Genomic DNA, 20,694 nt, shown 5'->3' on the forward strand with positions numbered 1-20,694 from the left:
AAAAATAAAAAAAAGGTGTTGACATATGAAGGAAAAAGTAGTAATATTATTTTTGTCGCTGGACGAGACAGCAGATATGCGGGTGTAGTTCAATGGTAGAACTCCAGCCTTCCAAGCTGATCACGTGGGTTCGATTCCCATCACCCGCTTGGATAAGAAAGGATGTATTCATAGGAATATATCCTTTTTTTGTTTCGTGGGAAATTGTGTTCCTATAAAAAATAAAATGAGAAGAGGAGGTACTAATGGAAGAAGAAAAACGTCAGTTTGCGGTACTGATCGATGCGGATAATATCAGTCCCAAATATGCACCTATTATATTTGATGAGCTGGATGCCTATGGATTTGCATCGTGCAGGAGAATTTATGGGAACTGGTCAAAATCAAATGGATGGAAAGAAGAGCTTCTCCTGGAATATTCGATTATTCCGGTACAGCAGTTTTCTTATACATCCGGAAAAAATGCCACAGATATGGCAATGGTCATTGACGCCATGGATCTTTTGTATGGAAATAAGGTAGATGGATTCTGCCTGGTTACAAGTGACAGTGATTTTACCCGGCTGGCGATGAGACTCAGAGAAGAACAAAAATATGTGATTGGTATGGGAGAGTCCAAGACGCCGGTAGCCTTGACAAGAGCTTGTAATAAATTTATCCATCTTAACCTGATTTATGAACAGGATAAGACAGAAGAGGAAGATAAAGAAGAAGTATTAGAAACAGAAGAAATTGATAATGTAACATCGATTGAAGAAATCTCTCAGACAATCTCATCATTGATCAACGAGAACGGAAATGAGCCAGTAGATCTGGCGATGATCGGGAATCGTCTGAATGAGAAGTTTTCAGACTTTGATGTAAGAAATTACGGTTATACAAAGCTGAGTGTCTTTATTGATGAGGAGATGGACAATTTCATCTTATACCAGGAGGATACCAATTGTTATGTAGCATTTAAGGAACTGCCGTCCAGGGAAGTTATAGAAAAAGAAGTCGTAGATTTTGTAAAAAAGAACGGAGGTTCGCTGGATAATCTTTCGGCGATCACACTGGAACTGCAGAACCGCCATGGAGGATTTCATCCGAAAGATTATGGATACAGCAGAATGTCCAGATTTTTAAGGAATATAGGATGTCTTTCCGTAAATGGCAATACCGTAAAATTAAAAGGAAAAAAGAACGGTAAAAAATAGAAAAAGTGAGGCAGATTTCTTTGCCTCACTTTTTTATATATTATACGTGTTCAATATTGGTATATTCAGAAATTTCATGGTTAGTGGTTTTCAAGTCGTTTATGTTTAAATCATGGATATTGCTGTGTCCGGTAATTCTTCCGAACATTTCCAGCTCTGCTTTGCAGGCATTCAGATAATTGGCGAGACGTTTTGCGGCCTGATCTTCCTGCAGACGTTTTCGAAGTTTTGGATCCTGGGTAGCAGCTCCCACCGGGCAGGATCCCGTATTACAGATCCGGTACTGCTGACAGGCGGCAGCGACCAAAGCTGCAGATGCGACAGCTACGGCATCTGCGCCCATAGCCAGGGCCTTGGCAAAATCTCCTGGAAGGCGGAGACCGCCTGTGATTACCAGATCCATCTGGCTGTTATGCTCATCCAGATATTTTCTGGCTCTGTAAAGAGCAAATATAGTTGGAATGGAGGTATTATCTTTCAGACTGCGGGGACTGGCTCCGGTAGCGCCTCCTCGTCCATCGATGGTGACAAAATCGGCATCAGCATATGTAATCCATTCCAGATCTTGTTCGATATGTCCTGCGGCAATCTTTACTCCGATCGGACGACCATCGGAAGCTTCTTTCAGCCAGTCAACCATTCGTTTTAAATCCTGTCTTGTTTCAATATTTGGAAATTTAGACGGACTTATAATGTCCTGCCCCATAGGTTTTTTTCGAATCCTGGAGATTTCTTCCGTTACTTTATCTCCGGGAAGATGTCCGCCCATTCCCGGTTTGGTACCCTGTCCTATTTTTATTTCGATGGCGTCAGAATTTTTCAGATTTTCTTCTGTAACACTGTAAAGATTTGGCACATATTCAAAAATATATTTATAGGCAGCCTGTCGTTCGGATGGAAGGATACCGCCTTCTCCGCTGCACATTGCGGTCTTTGTCATGGCACTTCCCCTGGCAAGCGCGGTTTTCATTTCTTTGGATAAAGCACCAAAAGACATATGGGAAACGTAGATCGGATGGTAGATAGTCATTGGCTTTTTCGCTTTTTTTCCAATGACAGTTGTTGTATCGACAGGATCGCCTTCGTTAAGAGGAGCAGGGTTCAGCTGCGCCCCCATGATCAGAATATCATCCCAGGATATGACAGGTTTTAATGTGCCCATGGCATCTATGATTGACTTTCCGGTCAGTGCCATGTGATGGATGACGTCCATCTGAGGAAATTCAGCGCTTTCGGATTTTGCGAATTCCTCCGGATAGGCCAGAGGATTGGAAGAGGAAGGAGGTGCTGGGGAATCAGTTTCCTCTATTTCCTGAAATACGCTTTTTTTTGCGCCGCATGTAGGGCAGACATAAGAATCATCCAAAGATGAAAAAGGAAGATCTTCGGTAGATTCATTATAGATATATCCGCAGACGCTGCATTTAAATTTTGCCATAATTGATACCTCCGTTTCGTTATTTTCAGTTTTTTTCATTATACCACATATCACAAAGTTTCTAAAGAAAGATATTGACAACTATCCTTGTCATATCATATAATAATGACAAGAAAAGTTGTCAATTTGACAAGAATCATTATCAAACTGAGAGGTGATGAAATGCCGTTGTATAATCGTTTGAAAGAATACAGGGCAAAGATTGGAGTGAATCAGCAGCAGATGGGAAAGATGGCGGGGGTGTCACGCCAGACAATCAGTCAGATTGAGAGAGGCGATTATTCACCTTCTGTAACATTGGCTCTGAAAATTGCAAAAGTATTTGATGCCAGAGTAGAGGATATTTTTTGGTATGAGGAGGAAGATGAAAATGAATGAAAGAAAAGGTGAAATTCGAAGAGAAAACCGGAAAGCTTTGAAGAAGTTTACTCTGGTCATCGTAGCAGCAGGTATCGTTGGAGGATTTGCAGGATTTTTTGGAACCGCATTGAGTGAACAGATTAAGGCCAGTTCAGAAATCTGGACAGAAATCACAGGAAATATTCTATTTTATTTGTTTCCAATTGTGTTCTTGGTTCTGCACATTGCTTCTTTTGGGATTTACAGCAAGTATAAAAAGATCAAAGATATGTGGGATGGAGAAGATGAGGACAGTGCCAATCAGATCGAAGAGAAGATCAGTTATGCAATATGGGCAGAGTATATTGCTACGGCTTTGGGATTCCTGTATTTTGCTCTGATGCTTGGAGGAGAAGTATTTGACTCTTTTGGATTATGGAAAGGAATTTCAGTTTTTCTTATTTTTGTGATCAACGTGGTGCTGGTTACTATTATGCAGCAAAAATGTGTGGATCTGGAAAAGGAAATGAATCCAGAGAAAGAAGGAAGTGTATATGATACAAAATTCAGCGAAAAGTGGCTGGAGAGCTGTGATGAAGCAGAAAAGATGATGATATACCGCTCTGCGTGGGCTTCCTACAGAGTGATGGGAACTGCCTATGTGGTGGCATGGATCGTTACGTTTCTGGCAAATGAATTTTTTGATACCGGTTTATTTGCCTGCTGTATCGTTGTTTTATTATGGATCATTCAGACCAGTGTATACTGTTACAAATCAATCCAGATTTCGAAATAGATAAATCCTCTTTTGCAGATGCGTTAATTTTTGATATAATATGCCCAGGAACAGAGACTGAGTTTTTGTTCCTGGGCATTTCGTATGAGAAAGGAAAGTTATTTTATGATATTTGAAACGCATGCCCATTACGATGATGGGAAATTTGATCAGGATAGAGAAGAACTTCTTGGGGCTATGAAGGAACATGGAATCGGGACTATTGTGAATGTGGGATCCGATATGGAAAGTTCCAGATGGACAGCAGAAGCAGTCGGCCGGTATCCGATGATGTATGGAGCGGTTGGAGTGCATCCAAGTGAAACAGAAGGGATGACAACAGAAGATATAAAAGAACTGAAAGAACTGAGTCAGGGTGATAAGATTGTGGCAGTCGGAGAAATCGGGCTGGATTATTACTGGAAAGAACCAGACCGCAGGATTCAGAAAAAATGGTTCGAGGCACAGATGGAACTTGCAAAAGATGTGAAACTTCCGATGATCATACACAGCAGAGAAGCGGCAAAAGATACCTATGATATGATGAAAGCATCCCATGCAGAAGAGACCGGAGGTGTGATACACTGTTATTCCTATTCCAGGGAGATGGCAAAGAATTTTCTGGATATGGGATTTTATATTGGCGTTGGAGGCGTTGTTACATTTAAGAACGGCAGGACGCTGAAAGAAACAGTGGCTTATGTGCCTCTGGACCGGATTGTACTTGAAACAGATTGTCCATATCTGGCGCCGGAACCTAACAGAGGAAAGAGAAATTCTTCTTTCAATCTTATTTATGTTGCCCGGGCGATTGCAGAGATCAAAGGCATTTCTGTGGAGGAAGTCACTGCGGCAACGGAAGAAAACGCGAAAAAGATGTATCGGATGGAAGGAAAATAGATGGAAAAATTAAGCAACCCACAAAAGACAATTGAGGTTATACAGAAGTATCAGTTTGATTTTCAGAAAAAATTCGGACAGAATTTCCTGATTGACGGGAGAGTCCTGGAAAAGATTATGGATGCTGCGGACATAACAAAAGAAGATTTTGTCCTGGAGATCGGACCGGGGATTGGAACCATGACGCAGTATCTGGCAGAAAGAGCAAGAGAAGTACTGGCGGTGGAAATTGACAAAAATCTGATTCCAATCCTGGCAGAAACTTTGTCAGAATATGAAAATGTAGATATATTGAATGCGGATATTCTGAAGACTGACTTAAACAAAATTGCCGAAGAAAAGAATGGAGGACATCCGATCAAAGTAGTGGCTAATCTGCCGTACTACATTACAACCCCTATTATTATGGGATTGTTTGAAAGTCATGTTCCAGTGGAAAATGTGACCGTTATGGTGCAGAAAGAGGTGGCCGACCGTATGCAGGCAGGTCCGGGAACCAAAGATTACGGTGCTCTTTCTCTGGCAGTGCAGTATTATGCCGAGCCTTATATTGCAGCGAATGTTCCTCCGAACTGTTTTATGCCTCGTCCAAAAGTCGGATCTGCGGTGATCCGTCTGACAAAACATAAAACACCTCCGGTGCAGGTAAAAAATGAAAAATTATTATTTCAGCTGATCCGTGCGTCATTTAATCAGCGGCGGAAAACACTGCAGAATGGAATCAAAAATTTCAGCGGTCTTAACTTCTCCAAAGAGGAGGTTGCGGAAGCACTGGAACAGATGGGAGTGTCCCCAACCATCCGCGGAGAAGCATTGACTTTGGAACAGTTTGCGCAGCTGAGCAACTTGTTAGACGGGTAGAATAAAATAACCAAAATTTCCGGTTTTGTGAGGCTGCCGGGGAACTGTGATAAATTCCTGAAAACCAAACAATTTGGAAATAAATGATTTTTCATTATCAAATATTCCGGGAACTCCCAGATATCGATGCTTTTTTTCTTTATTCCAGGCCAGAAGCAGATGTCCGTAGTTTCCGTAGTTCAGCAGAAGAAATCCATTGGTCTGCAGGTGATCCGGGAGATCAGGGATCAATGGAAGATCTTCCAGCTGGATCTTAATGCAAGGAGACATGCCGTAAGAAGGAGGAAGGGGCAGTGAGGGATACTCCTTCCAGTCAAAGGAAGACTCAACATTTTCCTGATCCTGTTCTTTGGCGTCCTGTTCCAGCTGAAGGGCTTCAATATATTCCGCAAGACTGGACTGAGGCGCTTCTGACTGCTTTGATTCTTCTCGTTGCTCAGGCTCCGGGGATCTTTCAGAAGGTTCCTCGGATTCTTCGGAAAGTTCTTCTTCTGGGATCAGTACTTTTTTCTGTGTATCATCCGGAGATTTGTTTTCTTCTGACGATTCGGATGGAAATGATGCAGAAGGCTGATCCGTTTGTTCCTGCCCGGAAGCCTGATCGAGAGGAAGAAAGCTGCGGATGGTGATCGGATGTTCGTTCCACTCAGAACCAAAAAAATGATCGTTGGAATGATAGATCAGAAATCCTTCGATCTGATTCAGATCCATGGTCAGAGGATATGTGTTTTTAAATTCAACGATCGTATCGGTTCTTTTGACCGTATCAATCAGAGTTCCTTCCATGGTGCCATGATGGAACCGATAAAAATAAATTTTGTATTCTAAAGGCTGATCATTTGTTTTTACATGGAAATACAGACGAAGCTGGTTCTGACGCTTTTCAATTTTTGCAAAACCAACATTGGGTCCTTTGATACCGCGGCTGTATTCGTAAAGATATGATACAATTCTTTGATAGTCAGACAATGCAGTACTCTCTTTTTGATTTATCTTATGAGGGGAAAAAAGAAAATATGACGGGAGAAAAAAGATGGGAAGGAGAATCTATTGACACAACAGGAAAAATATATGAAAGAAGCTGTCAGACAGGCCAAAAAGGCAGCTGCCATTGGAGATGTTCCAATTGGATGTGTTATTGTATTTGAAGATAAGATTATTGCCAGAGCCTATAATCAGAGAAACAAGCGAAAGACGACGCTGGCGCATGCTGAACTGCTGGCAATTCAGAAAGCCAGCAGAAAACTGGGCGACTGGAGGCTGGAAGGGTGCACGATGTATATCACACTGGAACCGTGTCAGATGTGCGCGGGAGCTATTGTGCAGGCCAGGATTCCCAAAGTAGTGATTGGAGCAATGAACCCAAAAGCAGGATGTGCGGGATCCGTTTTGAATATTCTCCAGACAGAAGGATTTAATCATCAGACAGAGATTGAGACGGGAATTCTTGGAGAAGAATGCAGTGAAATGATGTCAGAATTTTTCAGAGAACTTCGAAAGAAGAAAAAGAAGGCAAAGGCAGCCGAAAAGGAGGAAAGAAATAAAATCTCCGGTTGACCTGAAGAAAACTATTTAGTATAATAAACGGTGCATCCGATGGATGCGCAGATAATCAAGTCATAAAGCTTCCGTGCAGCCGGGGAGGTAGCGGCACCCTTTTTCTGCAATCCGCTATAGCAGAGGTCATGGTTTGTTTCGGGTTTTCTTCTGTAGAGCTGCCCTTTATAAGTGGCGTTGATATCTGGGTCTCACGCAATAGGAATCTGTGAACCGTGTCAGGTCGGGAACGAAGCAGCACTAAGCAGAACCTTCTATGTGCCGTGAGGGTGCCTGGGTTGAGTTAACTGTAGAGGTAACGTCTGTGGAAGGAGACACAACGCAGACCGCACGGATTTTTTTATTTTATGGATGGAATTGAACGACGCAGATAAGCGTGATAAAATAATATTAATGCGAAATCAACGACAAGGAGGAACAATGGATGAAAGAATTAGAGTTACCTGATGTAAAAGATGTGTTGGTTGAGTATCGGCAGATGCAGCTGCTTTATCGTTCTGCGTTGAAAGAAATTGGTACAAAACTTGAGATTCTGAATGATGAATTCAAGTTTGTCCATAAGTATAATCCGATTGAACATATCGAATCCAGACTGAAAAGTGAAGAAAGCATCATGCGCAAACTGCTCCGGAAAGGAGTGGATGTGACAGTAGAGAACATTCAGAAGTACATTGATGATATTGCAGGAGTTCGTGTCATCTGTTCATTTACTCCGGACATTTACCGTATTGTTGATATGATATCTTCTCAGGATGATATTGAAGTACTGAAAGCAAAAGATTATATGATCAATCCAAAACCAAACGGATACCGCAGTTACCACCTGATCGTCAAAGTTCCGATCTTTTTATCTGACAAGGTAATTCCGACCAAAGTGGAAATTCAGATCAGAACAGTAGCGATGGATTTCTGGGCTTCTCTGGAGCATAAAATTTATTATAAGTATGAGGGAAATGCGCCGGAGTATATTCGTACAGAATTAAAAGAATGCGCAGATATGATCGCGTTTCTTGACAGCAAGATGCTGGCAATCAATGAAGAAGTCAGAAGCATCAGACAGGAAGACAGCAGACAGTAGAAACATTTTTCTGTGCTCCATCATATTATATTATCAATAGAGTGAAGGAGTATAGGAATGGCTGTGAGAGAAGGTTTAGGGGATCTGCCGGTTTTTGATCACAGTATTCTGCCGGGACGTCAGAATGTCATGCAGGAAGAAATAGAAGAAGATGATTACCAGTATATCACCAAGATGTATCCTGCAGTCGCCAGAGAAATCCTGGAACTGATCGAGGATTCCTGTGACCGGCTGGAATATGAAGGCAGTATGATGTTTGATCAGTATATGGACCGGACCAGTGTTCTGGGCATGGCAGATAAGATATACGATAAGATGAAATATCGGGAAAAAGAAGAAGGTATGAAAAAGGACAGTATGCTGTACCAGATGATTTTAGTGCTGCTTGGCGGCGAGATGTGTCATCGGCGGTGCAGATACAGAAGAAAGAAACGAATGTTTTCTTAACAGGAAACAGTCCGGCCGGGGATGTATTCCCCGGTTTTTTTTGAATACAACCTTAAAGATTCCTTAAAATGGTTGTATAAGCAGATAAAAACGGATAAAATGAACCATATAAGGATAAAAAGGAGAATAGAATGGATCGAGAAAGAGCAATACAAATTTCGGTATTTGGAGTTATTTTTATTGTTTCTCTTGTTCTGTGGAATTATTTTTTAGTTGGAAAGAATAATCAGGGAGTCAGAGAGACGGCTCAGGCGACGCTGCCTATGCTTACAATAGAGACAGATGGAGAAAAGATCAATCAGCTGCATGGATACAGCAGCGATATAGATGCGTCTATGCTTCGGGACAGCCTGACACCGATTGACAATGATTCTTTTAAAGTTTATACAACATCAAAAGGAAGCGAGGCGGTTTCCTACAAATTATACAACACGGATAATAAAACGGTGCTCGACAGCGGTGAGGCGGCATTTAAAAAGCAGAAAAAGAAATATGCTGCGGAAATCAATATCACAGAGCGTCTGGAATCAGGAAAGACATATCTTCTGGAGCTGTCTGTAACAGACGGCGGGGACACGATCCGGTATTTTACCAGAGTTGTTTATGGGACAGGTTTTCATTTAAAGGAGTGTCTGGATTTTGCAAATCAATTCCATGACGCGACTCTGAATGAAGGAAACTCTGAGTTCATCAGCCAGTATATGGAGACAAAAGAGGGAACGACAAGCAACAATCTGGCCTATGTTGACTTATCTTCTACAGAAGAAGCTGTAAGTTATGCCGGTCTGAAGCCCCAGGTAGAGGCAGTATATCCGGCTGCAATCAAAGAGATTTCTCAGAATGTAACATCTCTGGAAATCCGGTTTATTTTATCAGCGGAAAATTCTGATGGAGTCAAACAGTACTATCAGGTAAACGAATATTTCAGGATTCGTTATTCCGAAGACCGGATGTATCTCTTAAATTATGAGAGATCAATGGAAGCATATATGAGATATGATACGATCGACCGCAGCAATAACAGGATTCTGATCGGAATCGACAGCAGCGATAAGCAGCTGATCAGCAAAGACGGAGGCAAGAAAGCAGCATTTGTTGCGGCCAATGAACTGTGGTATTATGATTATCAGAATTCACAGATATATAAAGTCTTCTCCTATATCGGAGAGGATTACAGTGACAGCCGCAATAATTACCCAAAACACGGAATTCAGGTCATGGACATGGATGATGATGGAAATATATCTTTTATTGTATATGGATATATGAACCGGGGAGAGCATGAAGGAGAAAATGGAATTTCTGTATATCGTTTTTCAGCAGATGACCGGGCAATTGAGGAACTTGCATTTATTCCGACGGAGATACAATATGACTTTATGGTAGAAGATATCCAGAAAGGAGCTTTTCTGAGTGATGATGATCAGTTTTATTTCTATCTGGACGGATCCATCTACCATGTCGACATTGATGGAAAGAAAAGTGAGATTGTTGCAAAGAATGTTACAGATGATATGGCAATCGTAACGGAAAGCGGCATGCTGGCCATCAATGAAAGTGAGAAAAAAGTAAAGGTTATTGATTTGTCTTCTGGAAAGGAACAGACAATTTCGGCGGAGGATGGACAGATCATTAAGCCGATTGGATTTATCGAAAAAGATTTCGTCTATGGAATCGGTCAGAAGAAGAATATTGTACAGCAGAAGGATGGAACTTCCATGTATCCGCTGGATACCGTATATATCAGAAGCGGAAACAAAAATGTGAAGCAGTATGGCGAGAGTGGAAGTTATATTACAGAGGCTGCCATAGAAGGTACAACGGTGACCATGACGAAGTCAAAGAAAAATGGGAATTCTTATAAAAAGATAGAAGATACTTATATAAGATACAAAGAAAATACAGATGGAAAAGCAGTATATGAATATGGATACAGCAGTACCAAGCTGAACCAGCTGTATCTTGCATTCCCGGATAATGTATATATTCAGACCAGACCTCAGTATATGTCTGCCAGTGTAAGCGAACAGAAGAAGGGACTGGATATGGACTTTGCTGATGACGCATATAAGTATAAAGAGGCTTACGTTTATACCGGAGGAAAGTTATCCGGAGTTTACGCAAATCTTAAAGATGCAATCAGACAGGCAGAAGAAGGCGGAGGAGTTGTTGTCAATTATAATCAGATGTACCTTTGGGAAAAAGGCATGACCAACAGTTATGGAAGAGTGACTAATATTTCAACTACAAAGGCTAAGGCGAAAAACGAGACCGATATTGCCTGCATTAAGATGATGGCAGACAGTGAAGGAAAAGATCTTTCATATAAGGAAATAAGGAAAATGGACGGAGATACATTTGACAAATTGTTTAAGGCTTTTGACAAGCAGGCAGTGAACTATTCAGACTGCAGTCTGGATGATGTCCTGTATTCCATCAGTAAAAACAGATCGATTATGGCAAAAAGAACAGATGGAACTTATGTCCTTATCATGAGTTATAATCAGCAGAAGATCCGATATATTGATCCGACGACGGGAGAGTCTGTTCAGGCAGACCGAAACGCAATGAAATCAGAATTTCAAAAGGCAGGAAACATTTTTTACAGTTATGCCAAATAGAAGAGGGATGTCTGATAAATTCGTACTATGTCGAATCAAAAACTGTAGTAGTTTTATATTTTATGTTACAATATAACCATATGAATTCTGGATTAGTCTCCAGCAATAACAAATGAAAGGTGAAAGAATATGGCTGAAGAAACTAAGGAAACAAAGAAGATCGTCCCCTGGAAGAGGAATAAGAAAAAGAAGGAAAAGAAAAAGAACAAAAAGAAGAGAAGAAAGATCCTTGCGGTCATCTCTGTTATTTTTCTGCTTCTTGTAGTGATCTGCTGGTTTGCTTTTGGAAGAAAAGTCATGCAGCTTCGAAGCGAGGCGAAAGAGATCGTGGAAGAGTCAACCGTGGATACCTTTAAGTCATCTCAGACCAGTGTGGTATATGACACCAATGGAGATGAGCTGACGAAGTTTAAGGGAGAAAAAGATGCTTATTATCTGGACTATAAAGATCTTCCGGTATATGCGGTGGCAGCTATGATCTCAGTAGAGGATCAGAATTTCTATAAGCATAATGGAGTAGACTACAAGGGAGTTCTCCGTGCAGCGGTATCATTTGTCACAAAGGGAGGTGAGATCACTCAGGGAGGAAGCACCATAACCCAGCAGCTGGCAAGAACTGTATTCCTTAACAGGGAAGTGTCCTGGCAGAGGAAAGTAAAAGAAATGTTTGTTGCGGTAGAACTGGAGAAGAAATACAGCAAAGAACAGATTCTTGAGTTTTATCTCAATAATGTATATTTTGCCAATGGATACTATGGAATCCAGGCAGCGAGCCAGGGATACTTTAACAAGGATGCCAATGATCTGAGCTTGTCACAGATTGCATTCCTCTGTGCAATTCCAAATGCGCCGACGATGTATGATCCGCTTCAGAATAAGGATAAGACGATGACAAGGCGCAACAAGATCCTGAAAGATATGTATGAGCAGGACAAGATTACAAAGGATCAGTATGAGAAGGCAATGGATGAGGAAATCACAGTCCAGAAAGCACAGCAGACGGAAAAGAAGAATTATGTAGAGACTTATGTAATCCACTGTGCTACGAGAGAGCTCATGAAACAGCAGGGATTTGAATTTAAGAATTCCTTTGATTCTGAGAGCGAGAGAGAAGAATATGAGAATGAGTATGATAAGACATACGCAGAATGTAAAAAGACGCTTTACAGTGCAGGATATCATATTTATACATCCATTGATCCGGACGTGCAGGATCAGCTCCAGAACAGCATAGATAATTCATTGAGTGGATATACAGAAAAGGACAAAAATGGAATTTATCAGGCACAGGCATCAGGAACCTGTATTGATAATAAGACAGGAAAAGTTGTGGCAATCGTAGGCGGAAGAGATCAGGAGGATATCGGATATACTCTGAACCGTGCTTATCAGAGTCCGAGACAGCCGGGAAGCAGTATTAAACCGCTTCTGGTATTTACTCCGGCGCTGGAAAGAGGATGGACAGCAAGTTCTGTCGTAAATGATAATCCGATGAGCAGCAGTGATAAACATCATGTAAACAACTCCGGAGGATCTTATTCCGGACAGATTACACTGCGTCGTGCGGTAGAAAAATCCAGCAACGTTGTAACCATGCGTATTTATGAGCAGATTGGTCCGGATGCAGCATTAAGTTATCTGGAGAAGATGAATTTCAAATATCTGCAGGATGAGGATTACAAATATTATACAACCTGTCTTGGCGGATTCACCAGAGGTACAACATCAGAAGAGATGGCAGCTGGATATGCAACGCTTGAAAATGATGGAGTTTACCGTGAACCGACATGTATTACGAAGATTACCACATCAGATGGAAAAGAAGTGATGTCTTCTGATACAGAAAAGAAGACAGTTTATACAGAGTCCGCAGCAAAGAGCATGACAGACATGCTGCAGAGTGTAATTTCCGGAGGAACAGGTGTCGGAGCAAAAGTTCCGGGTATTGATACCGCCGGAAAGACAGGAACAACATCCAGTAACCGTGACGGATGGTTCTGTGGATATACACCATATTACACAACTGCTATCTGGGTTGGTAGAGATGATAATAAAGAAATGGCATCTTTGAGCGGTGCATCTTATCCTAAGTCTATCTGGAGTAACTTTATGAATGCAATTCATAAAGGAATTTCAGGAGATGAAGAGCTGTCAGGAAGTGGAAAAGCAGACAGTGGAACGGCTGCGACAACAGCTGCCACAGGAGGAAGCTCTTCTTCTGCTTCATCAAGTTCCGCATCAACAACAGCACAGAGTACACAGTCTACAACAGCGGCAACGACAGCAGCTCCGACAACAACAACTGCAGCACCGGCAACGACAGCGGCGCCGGCAACGACAGCAGCTCCAAGCAATTCAGGAGGAGCTCAGTCTCAGAACGGTGACGAATAAGAAGAAACTGAAAAAAACAAATAAAAAAGATACCGGATTTGTAAAAATCCGGTATCTTTTTGTTCGTGAAAAAGTTTTTATTTTTCAAGTTTTTCAAGGTATTCTTTGATTCGATCTGTTGGATTCAGAAGATCGCTGATGGAAGCGTCGTGATTTAATGTGTCAATTAACAGCGCAACATATTTTCCAACATCAGCAGATACATACCAGTCTCTGTCAAGAAGTTCCGGAGTCTGATAAGTAAGGTTTGTAGTGATAACCTTCTCAATAACACCCTCTTCTACTGCTTTATCAAAAACTTCCAGACCATTTGTGAATAATCCGAATGTAGAGATACAGAATACTCTGCGGGCATGACGATTCTTCAGCTGTTTTGCAACATCAATCATACTCTCTCCGGAAGAAATCATGTCATCAATAATGAGAACATCTTTTCCATCAAGAGAGTCTCCAAGAAATTCATGAGCTACAATAGGATTTCGTCCGTCAATGACTTTGGAATAATCACGGCGTTTATAGAACATTCCTACATCTACGCCGATGACGTTTGCCATATAGATTGCACGCTGCATAGCGCCTTCATCCGGGCTGATCACCATCAGTTTTTCTTTATCAAATTCGATAGAATCGCACTGTTCCACTAAAGCCTTTACAAACTGATAGGTTGGCTGTACGTTGTCAAATCCGCTGACAGGGACAGCATTTTGAACTCTTGGATCGTGGGCATCAAATGTAATAATATTATCAACACCAAGGCTCTGAAGTTCCTGAAGCATAACGGCGCAGTCTAAAGATTCTCTTGTGCTGCGTTTGTGCTGACGGCTTTCATATAGGAATGGCATGATAACATTGATGCTCTTGGCCTTTGCGGCAGAAGCGCTGATGATTCTCTTCAGATCAGAATAATGATCATCCGGTGACATATGGTTTTTGATGCCGCATAAGGAATAAGTCAGGCTGTAATTTAATACATCGACAAGAATATAGAGATCCATGTCACGCACAGATTCCATGATAACACCTTTTGCTTCACCGGAACCGAATCTAGGACAGGAAGCATTTAAAAGATAGGTATCTCTTAAATATCCGTCACAGGCAATGGAATTCTGAAACTGCTGATTGGTTTCAGTTCTCCATTTGATGATATAATCATCAATTTCCTTTCCGAGAGTTTTACAGCTTTCAAGGGCAATGATTCCTAGTTTACCGCCTGGAATCTTAGTAAAATTGCGGTCAGATCGTCTCATGATACATCTCCTTCGTATAATAGTTTATAAGTTGTTTATATCATCCAACTAAAATTAAGTCAAGTTGGATTTCTTAAAACGGATGTCATCTCCGTATATTTTATGCCAGGAATAATGTTCAATAATTCGGGAAAAGATTCGTTCAGAATAGATGTCCCGAAATTCTTTGACAGACAGATTCGTTGAAATGATTGTGGATTTCTCCCGGATCAAACGTTCATTGAGGCAGTGAAATAACTGGGAAACGACAAATTTGTTTACCATCTCCGTTCCAAGGTCGTCAATGATCAGAAGATCACACTGGAAAATCATATTCAGCGAGCGTTCTGTATCCTCTTCCTTTTCTCTCTGAAAGGTGTGCTTTGCAAGGTAATCAAACAGCTGAAATGCTGTTGTATAAACGCATGTATAACCTTTATCCATGATTTCTTTGGCAATGCAGTGGCTCAGAAACGTTTTTCCTACGCCTGTGGATCCTTGAAACAGAATGTTTTCATGATTTGGAAAACGTTCAAGAAAGCCGCGGCAGTGCTGCAGGATCTTCCGAATATTTGCTCTTGGGCTGGGAAGTCCGTCAGGCATCATCTGGTCAGAATAATAATCTTCACGAAATGTCTGAAAATTTTCCCTCTCCAGGAGCCGTTCCATATTCGAATTGGAATACAGCAGATTAATGACAGCCTGCTGAAAACACCGGCATCTTTTTTGTCCGATGTATCCGGTATCTTTGCATTGGGTACAATGATAGATTGGTTCCAGATAATCAGAAGGATATCCGTGTTCTGTCAGAAGATGTTTCTTCTCCTGGGCAATCCGGTGATTTTCCTCTTTGCATTTTGAAGCAAGAGAGGGATCGTCACCGGCAATCAGTCTTTTGCCCAGTGCGACAGAATTAGCCGCGATCTGTCGGTCCAGATCGCGGATTTTAGGAATCTTCTGATATATTTCTTTTTTTCGCTGTTCATGCAGATGATAATTGGAAAGTCTTCGATCTTCATACATCTGCATAATTTTTTGATATTCAAAATTAGATAAGGACATAGATTAATTCTCCCTGATTTCATCGGAAAATTGTTTTTTAAGAAGCTGTTCTTCCAAAGCGTCAAAATCATAATCACGCTGCTTAAAGTTATGTACAGGCTGAGAAGCGTTGGCGTTCATAAAAGTCTTTGGTGATTTCTGACGCTGATAAAAACTTTTGGCCTGTTCCACGGTTCTGATATGATTATCTTTCCACTGTTTCAGGATTGTATCCGCATAAGGAAAGCTTGGCTTGTTGATCGCATTGATGGTGCGGTTGCAGGCCTCAATGATCAGAGAAAGATCAAACGCGTCTTTCTCAAGCCATTGCTTCATGTACTGTTCCTGAATTGGCGCAGGATTCTGGTTCAGTCCAAACGCACGCATAATGGAATAATATTCTTTTTTAAAGTTTTTGCTGTGCGCTTTGGCCTCATCGACAGTTGTAATGTTTTCCTCATACCAGTTGATCGCAACTGTCTGCATATATCGGAAACTCTTCTTGCCATTGGAAACACAGTGCTCTACCAGATATTCGATCAGTTCACAGGACATGGAGAGATCTTCATATAGATACAGAAGAATGTTCATGTCTGAGCAGGTAAGCGGTTTTCCGATAAACATCTCACATACATAGAGAAGATAGGAGAAACGTTCATCTTCACTCTTCTTCTGGAGTTCAGAAGGAGAAAGTGTCTTCATGGCAGGAATCGCTTCAGCTCCTGAAATGGAAGATTCTTCTGCGGAAGATGCAGGGGAAGAATCTTCGGTTTCTAAAACGGGCTTTGCGTGTCCCGGAACCGGAAGCAGTTCGATGGACTGAATCTCACCGTGATTCTGTGAAATCTTTAAAAGAGATTCTTTCTCCCAGTATTTCAGTGCGCGGGCAACATCCCTCTCCGTAAGTTCCAGCACATCCGCAAGACATGGAATACTGAAATTGGCTCCCTCAGATACCATACGGAGAAGATAAATATAAACTTTTATGTATTCTCCGTTCGCTCTTATCATATAATGATCTACAAATGCATTCGGAAGCAGTGTTCCGCCGGTCGGATATGTGGTTACGACTTTAATATAATTCATGGCATGTTCCCCTTTCTTCTAATCTAATTCTGACTATAACCCAGATAAATCAAAATGTAAATAGGCGGAGAATCCACACGAAAATTGTGGAAAAGCCTGTGGATAATGTGGATAATGTGGATAATAAATCCAAAATAACGAGAATAAGCCATTTACATAGATTTTACAATTGTGGAAAAGAGAAAAAGAAATCCACAGGTTTTCGAATACAAAAATGTGCATAAACCTGTGGATAATGTGGATAACTATTTTTTCAGGAGAGAATTTCCGATAGAATCGACATTTCCGGCTCCCATAGTTATCAACAGATCATTTTCTTTACAATTTTTTAAAATAAATTTTTCAATATCCTCAAAACTGCTGATATAGTGGACATCTACATCATAAGCAGACATTTTATCCACAATATCTCTTGCATGTACCAGCCCCGTATCTTTTTCACGGGCTGCGTAGATGTCAGTGATAATCACATGATCGCTCAGACTCAGAGCCTTGGCAAAATCATCCAGGAATGCCTTGGTTCTGGTATAAGTGTGAGGCTGGAAAATACACCACAGCTCTTCATGCGGATAATTTTTGCAGGCTTCCAGGGTTGCGCGGATTTCTGTCGGATGGTGGGCATAGTCATCGATGATCGTAAATCCATGGACCTTTCCTTTGTATTCGAAGCGGCGTTTGGCTCCGGAGAAAGAAAGAAGTCCTTTTTTTACTGCCTCCATCGGAAGATTTAAACGGTCCGCGACAGCGATTGCCGCAAGTGCGTTATTAACATTATGATCCCCTGTTACATTGAGCTGAATGCGGTCCTGATATACGCCGTTTTTATAGTAATCAAAGGAATCATGTCCAAATGCGTCATGTGTGATGTTGTCAGCAGCGAAGTTAAAACGGCTGCGGTCAACGCCAAATGTTACATAGTCGGCTTCCAGTCCATCCGTAATATAAGAAATATTATCGATCTCACCATTGATCACAAGATATCCGTAATCTGGCAGCTTGTGAGCAAAGGCGCGGAAAGATTTCCTGATATCATCAATATCTTTGAAGAAATCCATGTGATCTTCTTCAATATTCAAAATAATGCTGATCTTTGGGAAGAACTCAAGGAAACTGTTGGTATATTCGCAGGCTTCTGTGATAAAAGTATCAGAGTGCCCTACACGGATATTTCCGCCGATAGATTCCAGAATACCTCCGACACTGATCGTAGGGTCGGTGTCTGCTTCTAGGAGAATCTGAGACAGCATGGAAGTTGTCGTTGTTTTTCCATGGGTTCCGGATACAGCGATCGCGTTCTTATAGTTATGCATCAGCTGACCGAGAAGAGCAGCCCGGCTCATGACAGGAATGCCTTTCTTGACCGCTTCTTTGTATTCTTCGTTAGTGTCAAAACTGATTGCGGCGGTATAAACAACGAGATCAATATCAGAAGTAATGTTGTCAGCGGTCTGCTGATAAAAAATCTTAGCGCCCTTTTCCTCCAGATGGTCTGTGATCGGGGAACGATGGATATCGGAACCGGACACGGTAAAGCCTTCCTTTATGAGGATTTCAGCAAGTCCGCTCATACTGATGCCTCCGATGCCCATAAAATGAATGTGGATTGGATGATGAAAATCTATCTGATACATAATGGTTATGTCCTTTCTATAATAATTTGTAGGAGTTTTCCGACGCTTTTTCCGGCAGAAAACTATGTTTTTCCTTATTATAAGGCACGGACATGTTTCTTGCAAGGCACAGAATGAAATGAAAAATGACAGAAAAAACAAATATTCAAAAATATGGTAAAATGTAATAATATTTATTAACAAATAGGAAAAAATTTGTTCACATTTAACGATAAAAATGATATAATATTTATTATCAATAAGCGGACTAGATAAAGAAGAAGTCGGGAATCGATAGTCCGGAAAATTTCAGCTATATTTTATAAAACTAGGAGGAAGACAACATGCAAATTACAGATGTACGTATTCGAAAAGTAGCCAAAGAGGGTAAGATGAAGGCAGTAGTGTCTATTACGATTGATAATGAATTTGTGGTTCATGATATCAAAGTGATCGAAGGAGAGAAGGGATTATTCATTGCGATGCCGAGCCGCAAAGCAGCTGACGGAGAATACCGTGACATTGCGCATCCGATCAATTCTGATACAAGAAATATGATACAGACTCTGATTTTAGAGCAGTATGAAGCGATGAAACTTGGTGATATTGACGCTACAGCGCCTGAAGTATGAATGTGATATAGCGGCTTCTTCTTTTAACAGAATGGTATAAGAATCGGGAGTTATTCCTGATTCTTTTTATTTTGGCGGGCGTATGTTATGATAAAGACAAATATAAATAAGAAATGACAGGAATATAAAAATTGAGGAGGTCTTGAGATGGAATTTCATGTGGGAGATGTCATAAAGATGAAAAAGCCGCATCCATGTGGAAGCAGCGAATGGGAAATTCTGAGAGTCGGCATGGATTTTCGACTGAAATGTATGGGATGCGACAGACAGGTAATGGTGTCACGAAAACTGGTAGAAAAGAATTTTCGGGGATTTGTAAAAAATGCTTGCGAATGAATTAAAATTATGATACAATACCAACTCGTGGTATATGAAAATATCCTTGCTCTTTTCAGGGAGAAGAGAGCCATCAGACCAAAAGGAGGTGCAAGTAATGAAGAAATATGAATTAGCATTAGTGTTAAGTGCAAAGATCGAAGACGAAGAGCGTGCAGCGATGCTTGAAAAAGTTCAGGCAATGATTACTACAGCAGGTGCTGAGATCACAAATGTCGATGAATGGGGTAAGAAACAGTTAGCTTACGAAATTCAGAAGATGAAAGAAGCATACTACTATTTCATTCAATTCGAAGGAGAAGCTACAGTTCCTGCAGAGCTGGAAGAAAAACTTCGTATTGAGGAATCTGTATTACGTTTCTTATGCGTTAAACAGGATGCATAATTGACAGGAGGGATCCGAATATGAATAAGGTAGTATTAATGGGAAGACTGACAAGGGATCCTGATGTGAGATATACTCAGGGAGACAGACCGTTGGCAGTTGCCAGATATACTTTAGCAGTAAATCGTAGATTTAAGAGAGACAACGAACCAGACGCAGATTTTATTAACTGTGTGGCATTCGGACGCGCAGGAGAATTTGCAGAAAGATACTTAAAAAAGGGTACTAAAATCGTTGTTTCAGGAAGAATACAGACAGGCAGCTACACAAATAAAGAAGGAATGCGTGTCTATACAACGGATGTTGTGATTGAAGAGCAGGATTTCGCAGAAAGCAAGGCCGCTGCAGCGCAGAATATGGCAGCAGATATGCCGATGCCGAGTGAGCCGAAACCAAGCGCAGCAGCCAGTGATGGATTCATGAATATTCCTGATGGATTGGAAGAAGAGCTGCCGTTCAGTTAAATAGGAGGTAGAAATCATGGCTTATACAAAAGGCGATTCTCCAGCAAGAAGAAGAGGCGGACGCAGAAGAAGAAAAGTATGCACATTCTGCACAGAAGCTGATGCTGTAATCGATTATAAAGATGTTGCAACATTAAAGAAATATGTTTCTGAGAGAGGAAAAATCCTTCCAAGACGTATCACAGGAACATGTGCAAAACATCAGAGAGCTGTTACAGGCGCTATTAAGAGAGCTAGACATTTAGCCCTTATGCCATACACAGCTGAATAATTCAGATAAAAGATGCCGGTAAACACTGTGGAATACAGTG

At 41.2% G+C, this 20,694-nt stretch carries 21 protein-coding genes, 1 tRNA gene and 1 other RNA gene; 17 read left to right on the plus strand and 6 right to left on the minus strand.

All coding sequences use genetic code 11. The annotated features are described in order from the left end of the window. Positions 1–78: 78 nt before the first annotated feature. Both JMF81_RS03765 and JMF81_RS03770 read left to right on the plus strand, forming a co-directional pair. Positions 79–149, plus strand: a tRNA-Gly gene (locus JMF81_RS03765). 96 nt (positions 150–245) lie between these two features. Then, on the plus strand, positions 246–1,196 hold the full coding sequence (locus tag JMF81_RS03770; RefSeq protein WP_201310135.1) for an NYN domain-containing protein: 951 nt from the start codon (positions 246–248) through the stop codon (positions 1,194–1,196). 40 nt (positions 1,197–1,236) lie between these two features. Here JMF81_RS03770 and JMF81_RS03775 read toward each other — a convergent pair whose 3' ends face one another. Continuing rightward, the gene (locus tag JMF81_RS03775) at positions 1,237–2,634 is read right to left on the minus strand and encodes a glutamate synthase-related protein (RefSeq protein ID WP_201310136.1); all 1,398 of its coding nucleotides are present in this window, start codon (positions 2,632–2,634) and stop codon (positions 1,237–1,239) included. A 162-nt stretch (positions 2,635–2,796) separates the two neighbouring features. Here JMF81_RS03775 and JMF81_RS03780 point away from each other — a divergent pair, with 162 nt between their 5' ends. The 4 genes from JMF81_RS03780 (at position 2,797) to rsmA (ending at position 5,509) form a co-directional block, all read left to right on the plus strand. Then, positions 2,797–3,012, plus strand: a complete 216-nt coding sequence (locus JMF81_RS03780; protein ID WP_201310252.1) for a helix-turn-helix domain-containing protein — start codon at positions 2,797–2,799, stop codon at positions 3,010–3,012. Continuing rightward, positions 3,005–3,769, plus strand: coding sequence for a DUF3169 family protein (locus JMF81_RS03785; protein WP_201310137.1), 765 nt, complete (start codon positions 3,005–3,007; stop codon positions 3,767–3,769). Before JMF81_RS03780 ends, JMF81_RS03785 begins: the two co-directional genes overlap by 8 nt. Before the next feature lie 105 nt (positions 3,770–3,874). Further along, positions 3,875–4,648: a TatD family hydrolase gene (locus tag JMF81_RS03790; protein ID WP_201310138.1), complete on the plus strand. Its 774-nt coding sequence runs from the start codon at positions 3,875–3,877 to the stop codon at positions 4,646–4,648. Next, on the plus strand, positions 4,649–5,509 hold the full coding sequence (gene rsmA / locus JMF81_RS03795; protein WP_201310139.1) for a 16S rRNA (adenine(1518)-N(6)/adenine(1519)-N(6))-dimethyltransferase RsmA: 861 nt from the start codon (positions 4,649–4,651) through the stop codon (positions 5,507–5,509). Here the strand turns inward: rsmA and JMF81_RS03800 are convergent. Then, positions 5,498–6,478 (minus strand): DUF6128 domain-containing protein, encoded by a 981-nt coding sequence (locus tag JMF81_RS03800; protein ID WP_243282530.1) that lies wholly within the window; start codon positions 6,476–6,478, stop codon positions 5,498–5,500. The two genes, rsmA and JMF81_RS03800, sit on opposite strands and share 12 nt — an antisense overlap. A gap of 81 nt (positions 6,479–6,559) precedes the next feature. Between JMF81_RS03800 and tadA the strand changes: the two genes are divergently transcribed. The 6 genes from tadA (at position 6,560) to JMF81_RS03830 (ending at position 13,603) form a co-directional block, all read left to right on the plus strand. After that, positions 6,560–7,066 carry a tRNA adenosine(34) deaminase TadA gene (tadA, locus tag JMF81_RS03805; protein WP_201310140.1) on the plus strand — a complete coding sequence of 169 codons (507 nt, stop codon included), beginning with the start codon at positions 6,560–6,562 and terminating at the stop codon, positions 7,064–7,066. A gap of 71 nt (positions 7,067–7,137) precedes the next feature. Continuing rightward, positions 7,138–7,400, plus strand: an RNA gene (gene ffs / locus JMF81_RS03810) — signal recognition particle sRNA large type. A 90-nt stretch (positions 7,401–7,490) separates the two neighbouring features. Further along, complete coding sequence (locus JMF81_RS03815; protein WP_201310141.1) at positions 7,491–8,144, plus strand: GTP pyrophosphokinase; 654 nt, start codon at positions 7,491–7,493, stop codon at positions 8,142–8,144. A gap of 57 nt (positions 8,145–8,201) precedes the next feature. Continuing rightward, complete coding sequence (locus tag JMF81_RS03820) at positions 8,202–8,591, plus strand: hypothetical protein (protein WP_201310142.1); 390 nt, start codon at positions 8,202–8,204, stop codon at positions 8,589–8,591. 131 nt (positions 8,592–8,722) lie between these two features. Continuing rightward, a complete protein-coding gene (locus JMF81_RS03825) occupies positions 8,723–11,212 on the plus strand; it encodes a cysteine peptidase family C39 domain-containing protein (protein ID WP_201310143.1) in 2,490 nt (829 codons plus the stop codon). 129 nt (positions 11,213–11,341) lie between these two features. Further along, the gene (locus JMF81_RS03830) at positions 11,342–13,603 is read left to right on the plus strand and encodes a transglycosylase domain-containing protein (protein WP_201310144.1); all 2,262 of its coding nucleotides are present in this window, start codon (positions 11,342–11,344) and stop codon (positions 13,601–13,603) included. A 77-nt stretch (positions 13,604–13,680) separates the two neighbouring features. Here JMF81_RS03830 and JMF81_RS03835 read toward each other — a convergent pair whose 3' ends face one another. From JMF81_RS03835 to murC, 4 genes are all read right to left on the minus strand, one after another. Continuing rightward, a complete protein-coding gene (locus tag JMF81_RS03835; protein ID WP_201310145.1) occupies positions 13,681–14,850 on the minus strand; it encodes a ribose-phosphate pyrophosphokinase in 1,170 nt (389 codons plus the stop codon). Positions 14,851–14,904: 54 nt separating this feature from the next. Beyond that, a complete protein-coding gene (locus JMF81_RS03840; protein ID WP_201310146.1) occupies positions 14,905–15,891 on the minus strand; it encodes an ATP-binding protein in 987 nt (328 codons plus the stop codon). 3 nt (positions 15,892–15,894) lie between these two features. Then, positions 15,895–16,956 (minus strand): DnaD domain protein, encoded by a 1,062-nt coding sequence (locus JMF81_RS03845; RefSeq protein ID WP_201310147.1) that lies wholly within the window; start codon positions 16,954–16,956, stop codon positions 15,895–15,897. A 245-nt stretch (positions 16,957–17,201) separates the two neighbouring features. After that, positions 17,202–18,587: a UDP-N-acetylmuramate--L-alanine ligase gene (gene murC, locus JMF81_RS03850; RefSeq protein WP_201310148.1), complete on the minus strand. Its 1,386-nt coding sequence runs from the start codon at positions 18,585–18,587 to the stop codon at positions 17,202–17,204. A gap of 323 nt (positions 18,588–18,910) precedes the next feature. On the opposite strand from murC, the gene spoVG reads away from it, so the two are divergent. From spoVG to rpsR, 5 genes are all read left to right on the plus strand, one after another. Then, positions 18,911–19,198, plus strand: a complete 288-nt coding sequence (spoVG, locus tag JMF81_RS03855; RefSeq protein ID WP_201310149.1) for a septation regulator SpoVG — start codon at positions 18,911–18,913, stop codon at positions 19,196–19,198. Positions 19,199–19,345: 147 nt separating this feature from the next. Further along, a complete protein-coding gene (locus tag JMF81_RS03860; RefSeq protein WP_201310150.1) occupies positions 19,346–19,534 on the plus strand; it encodes a DUF951 domain-containing protein in 189 nt (62 codons plus the stop codon). A 97-nt stretch (positions 19,535–19,631) separates the two neighbouring features. Continuing rightward, positions 19,632–19,919: a 30S ribosomal protein S6 gene (rpsF, locus tag JMF81_RS03865; RefSeq protein WP_201310151.1), complete on the plus strand. Its 288-nt coding sequence runs from the start codon at positions 19,632–19,634 to the stop codon at positions 19,917–19,919. Between the two features lie 20 nt (positions 19,920–19,939). Beyond that, the gene (locus JMF81_RS03870; protein WP_201310152.1) at positions 19,940–20,383 is read left to right on the plus strand and encodes a single-stranded DNA-binding protein; all 444 of its coding nucleotides are present in this window, start codon (positions 19,940–19,942) and stop codon (positions 20,381–20,383) included. 16 nt (positions 20,384–20,399) lie between these two features. Then, positions 20,400–20,654 (plus strand): 30S ribosomal protein S18, encoded by a 255-nt coding sequence (gene rpsR / locus JMF81_RS03875; RefSeq protein ID WP_201310153.1) that lies wholly within the window; start codon positions 20,400–20,402, stop codon positions 20,652–20,654. Positions 20,655–20,694: the final 40 nt, after the last annotated feature.

Source organism: Anaerostipes butyraticus, from assembly GCF_016586355.1.
Lineage (GTDB): Bacteria > Bacillota > Clostridia > Lachnospirales > Lachnospiraceae > Anaerostipes > Anaerostipes butyraticus.

Bases quoted from the DNA above. Each gene is read 5' to 3' on its own strand.
- JMF81_RS03770 (WP_201310135.1), top strand. From the start codon at position 246: ATGGAAGAAGAAAAACGTCAGTTTGCGGTACTGATCGATGCGGATAAT.
- JMF81_RS03775 (WP_201310136.1), bottom strand. From the start codon at position 2,634: ATGGCAAAATTTAAATGCAGCGTCTGCGGATATATCTATAATGAATCT.
- JMF81_RS03780 (WP_201310252.1), top strand. From the start codon at position 2,797: ATGCCGTTGTATAATCGTTTGAAAGAATACAGGGCAAAGATTGGAGTG.
- JMF81_RS03785 (WP_201310137.1), top strand. From the start codon at position 3,005: ATGAATGAAAGAAAAGGTGAAATTCGAAGAGAAAACCGGAAAGCTTTG.
- JMF81_RS03790 (WP_201310138.1), top strand. From the start codon at position 3,875: ATGATATTTGAAACGCATGCCCATTACGATGATGGGAAATTTGATCAG.
- rsmA (WP_201310139.1), top strand. From the start codon at position 4,649: ATGGAAAAATTAAGCAACCCACAAAAGACAATTGAGGTTATACAGAAG.
- JMF81_RS03815 (WP_201310141.1), top strand. From the start codon at position 7,491: ATGAAAGAATTAGAGTTACCTGATGTAAAAGATGTGTTGGTTGAGTAT.
- JMF81_RS03820 (WP_201310142.1), top strand. From the start codon at position 8,202: ATGGCTGTGAGAGAAGGTTTAGGGGATCTGCCGGTTTTTGATCACAGT.
- JMF81_RS03825 (WP_201310143.1), top strand. From the start codon at position 8,723: ATGGATCGAGAAAGAGCAATACAAATTTCGGTATTTGGAGTTATTTTT.
- JMF81_RS03830 (WP_201310144.1), top strand. From the start codon at position 11,342: ATGGCTGAAGAAACTAAGGAAACAAAGAAGATCGTCCCCTGGAAGAGG.
- JMF81_RS03835 (WP_201310145.1), bottom strand. From the start codon at position 14,850: ATGAGACGATCTGACCGCAATTTTACTAAGATTCCAGGCGGTAAACTA.
- JMF81_RS03840 (WP_201310146.1), bottom strand. From the start codon at position 15,891: ATGTCCTTATCTAATTTTGAATATCAAAAAATTATGCAGATGTATGAA.
- JMF81_RS03845 (WP_201310147.1), bottom strand. From the start codon at position 16,956: ATGAATTATATTAAAGTCGTAACCACATATCCGACCGGCGGAACACTG.
- murC (WP_201310148.1), bottom strand. From the start codon at position 18,587: ATGTATCAGATAGATTTTCATCATCCAATCCACATTCATTTTATGGGC.
- spoVG (WP_201310149.1), top strand. From the start codon at position 18,911: ATGCAAATTACAGATGTACGTATTCGAAAAGTAGCCAAAGAGGGTAAG.
- JMF81_RS03860 (WP_201310150.1), top strand. From the start codon at position 19,346: ATGGAATTTCATGTGGGAGATGTCATAAAGATGAAAAAGCCGCATCCA.
- rpsF (WP_201310151.1), top strand. From the start codon at position 19,632: ATGAAGAAATATGAATTAGCATTAGTGTTAAGTGCAAAGATCGAAGAC.
- JMF81_RS03870 (WP_201310152.1), top strand. From the start codon at position 19,940: ATGAATAAGGTAGTATTAATGGGAAGACTGACAAGGGATCCTGATGTG.
- rpsR (WP_201310153.1), top strand. From the start codon at position 20,400: ATGGCTTATACAAAAGGCGATTCTCCAGCAAGAAGAAGAGGCGGACGC.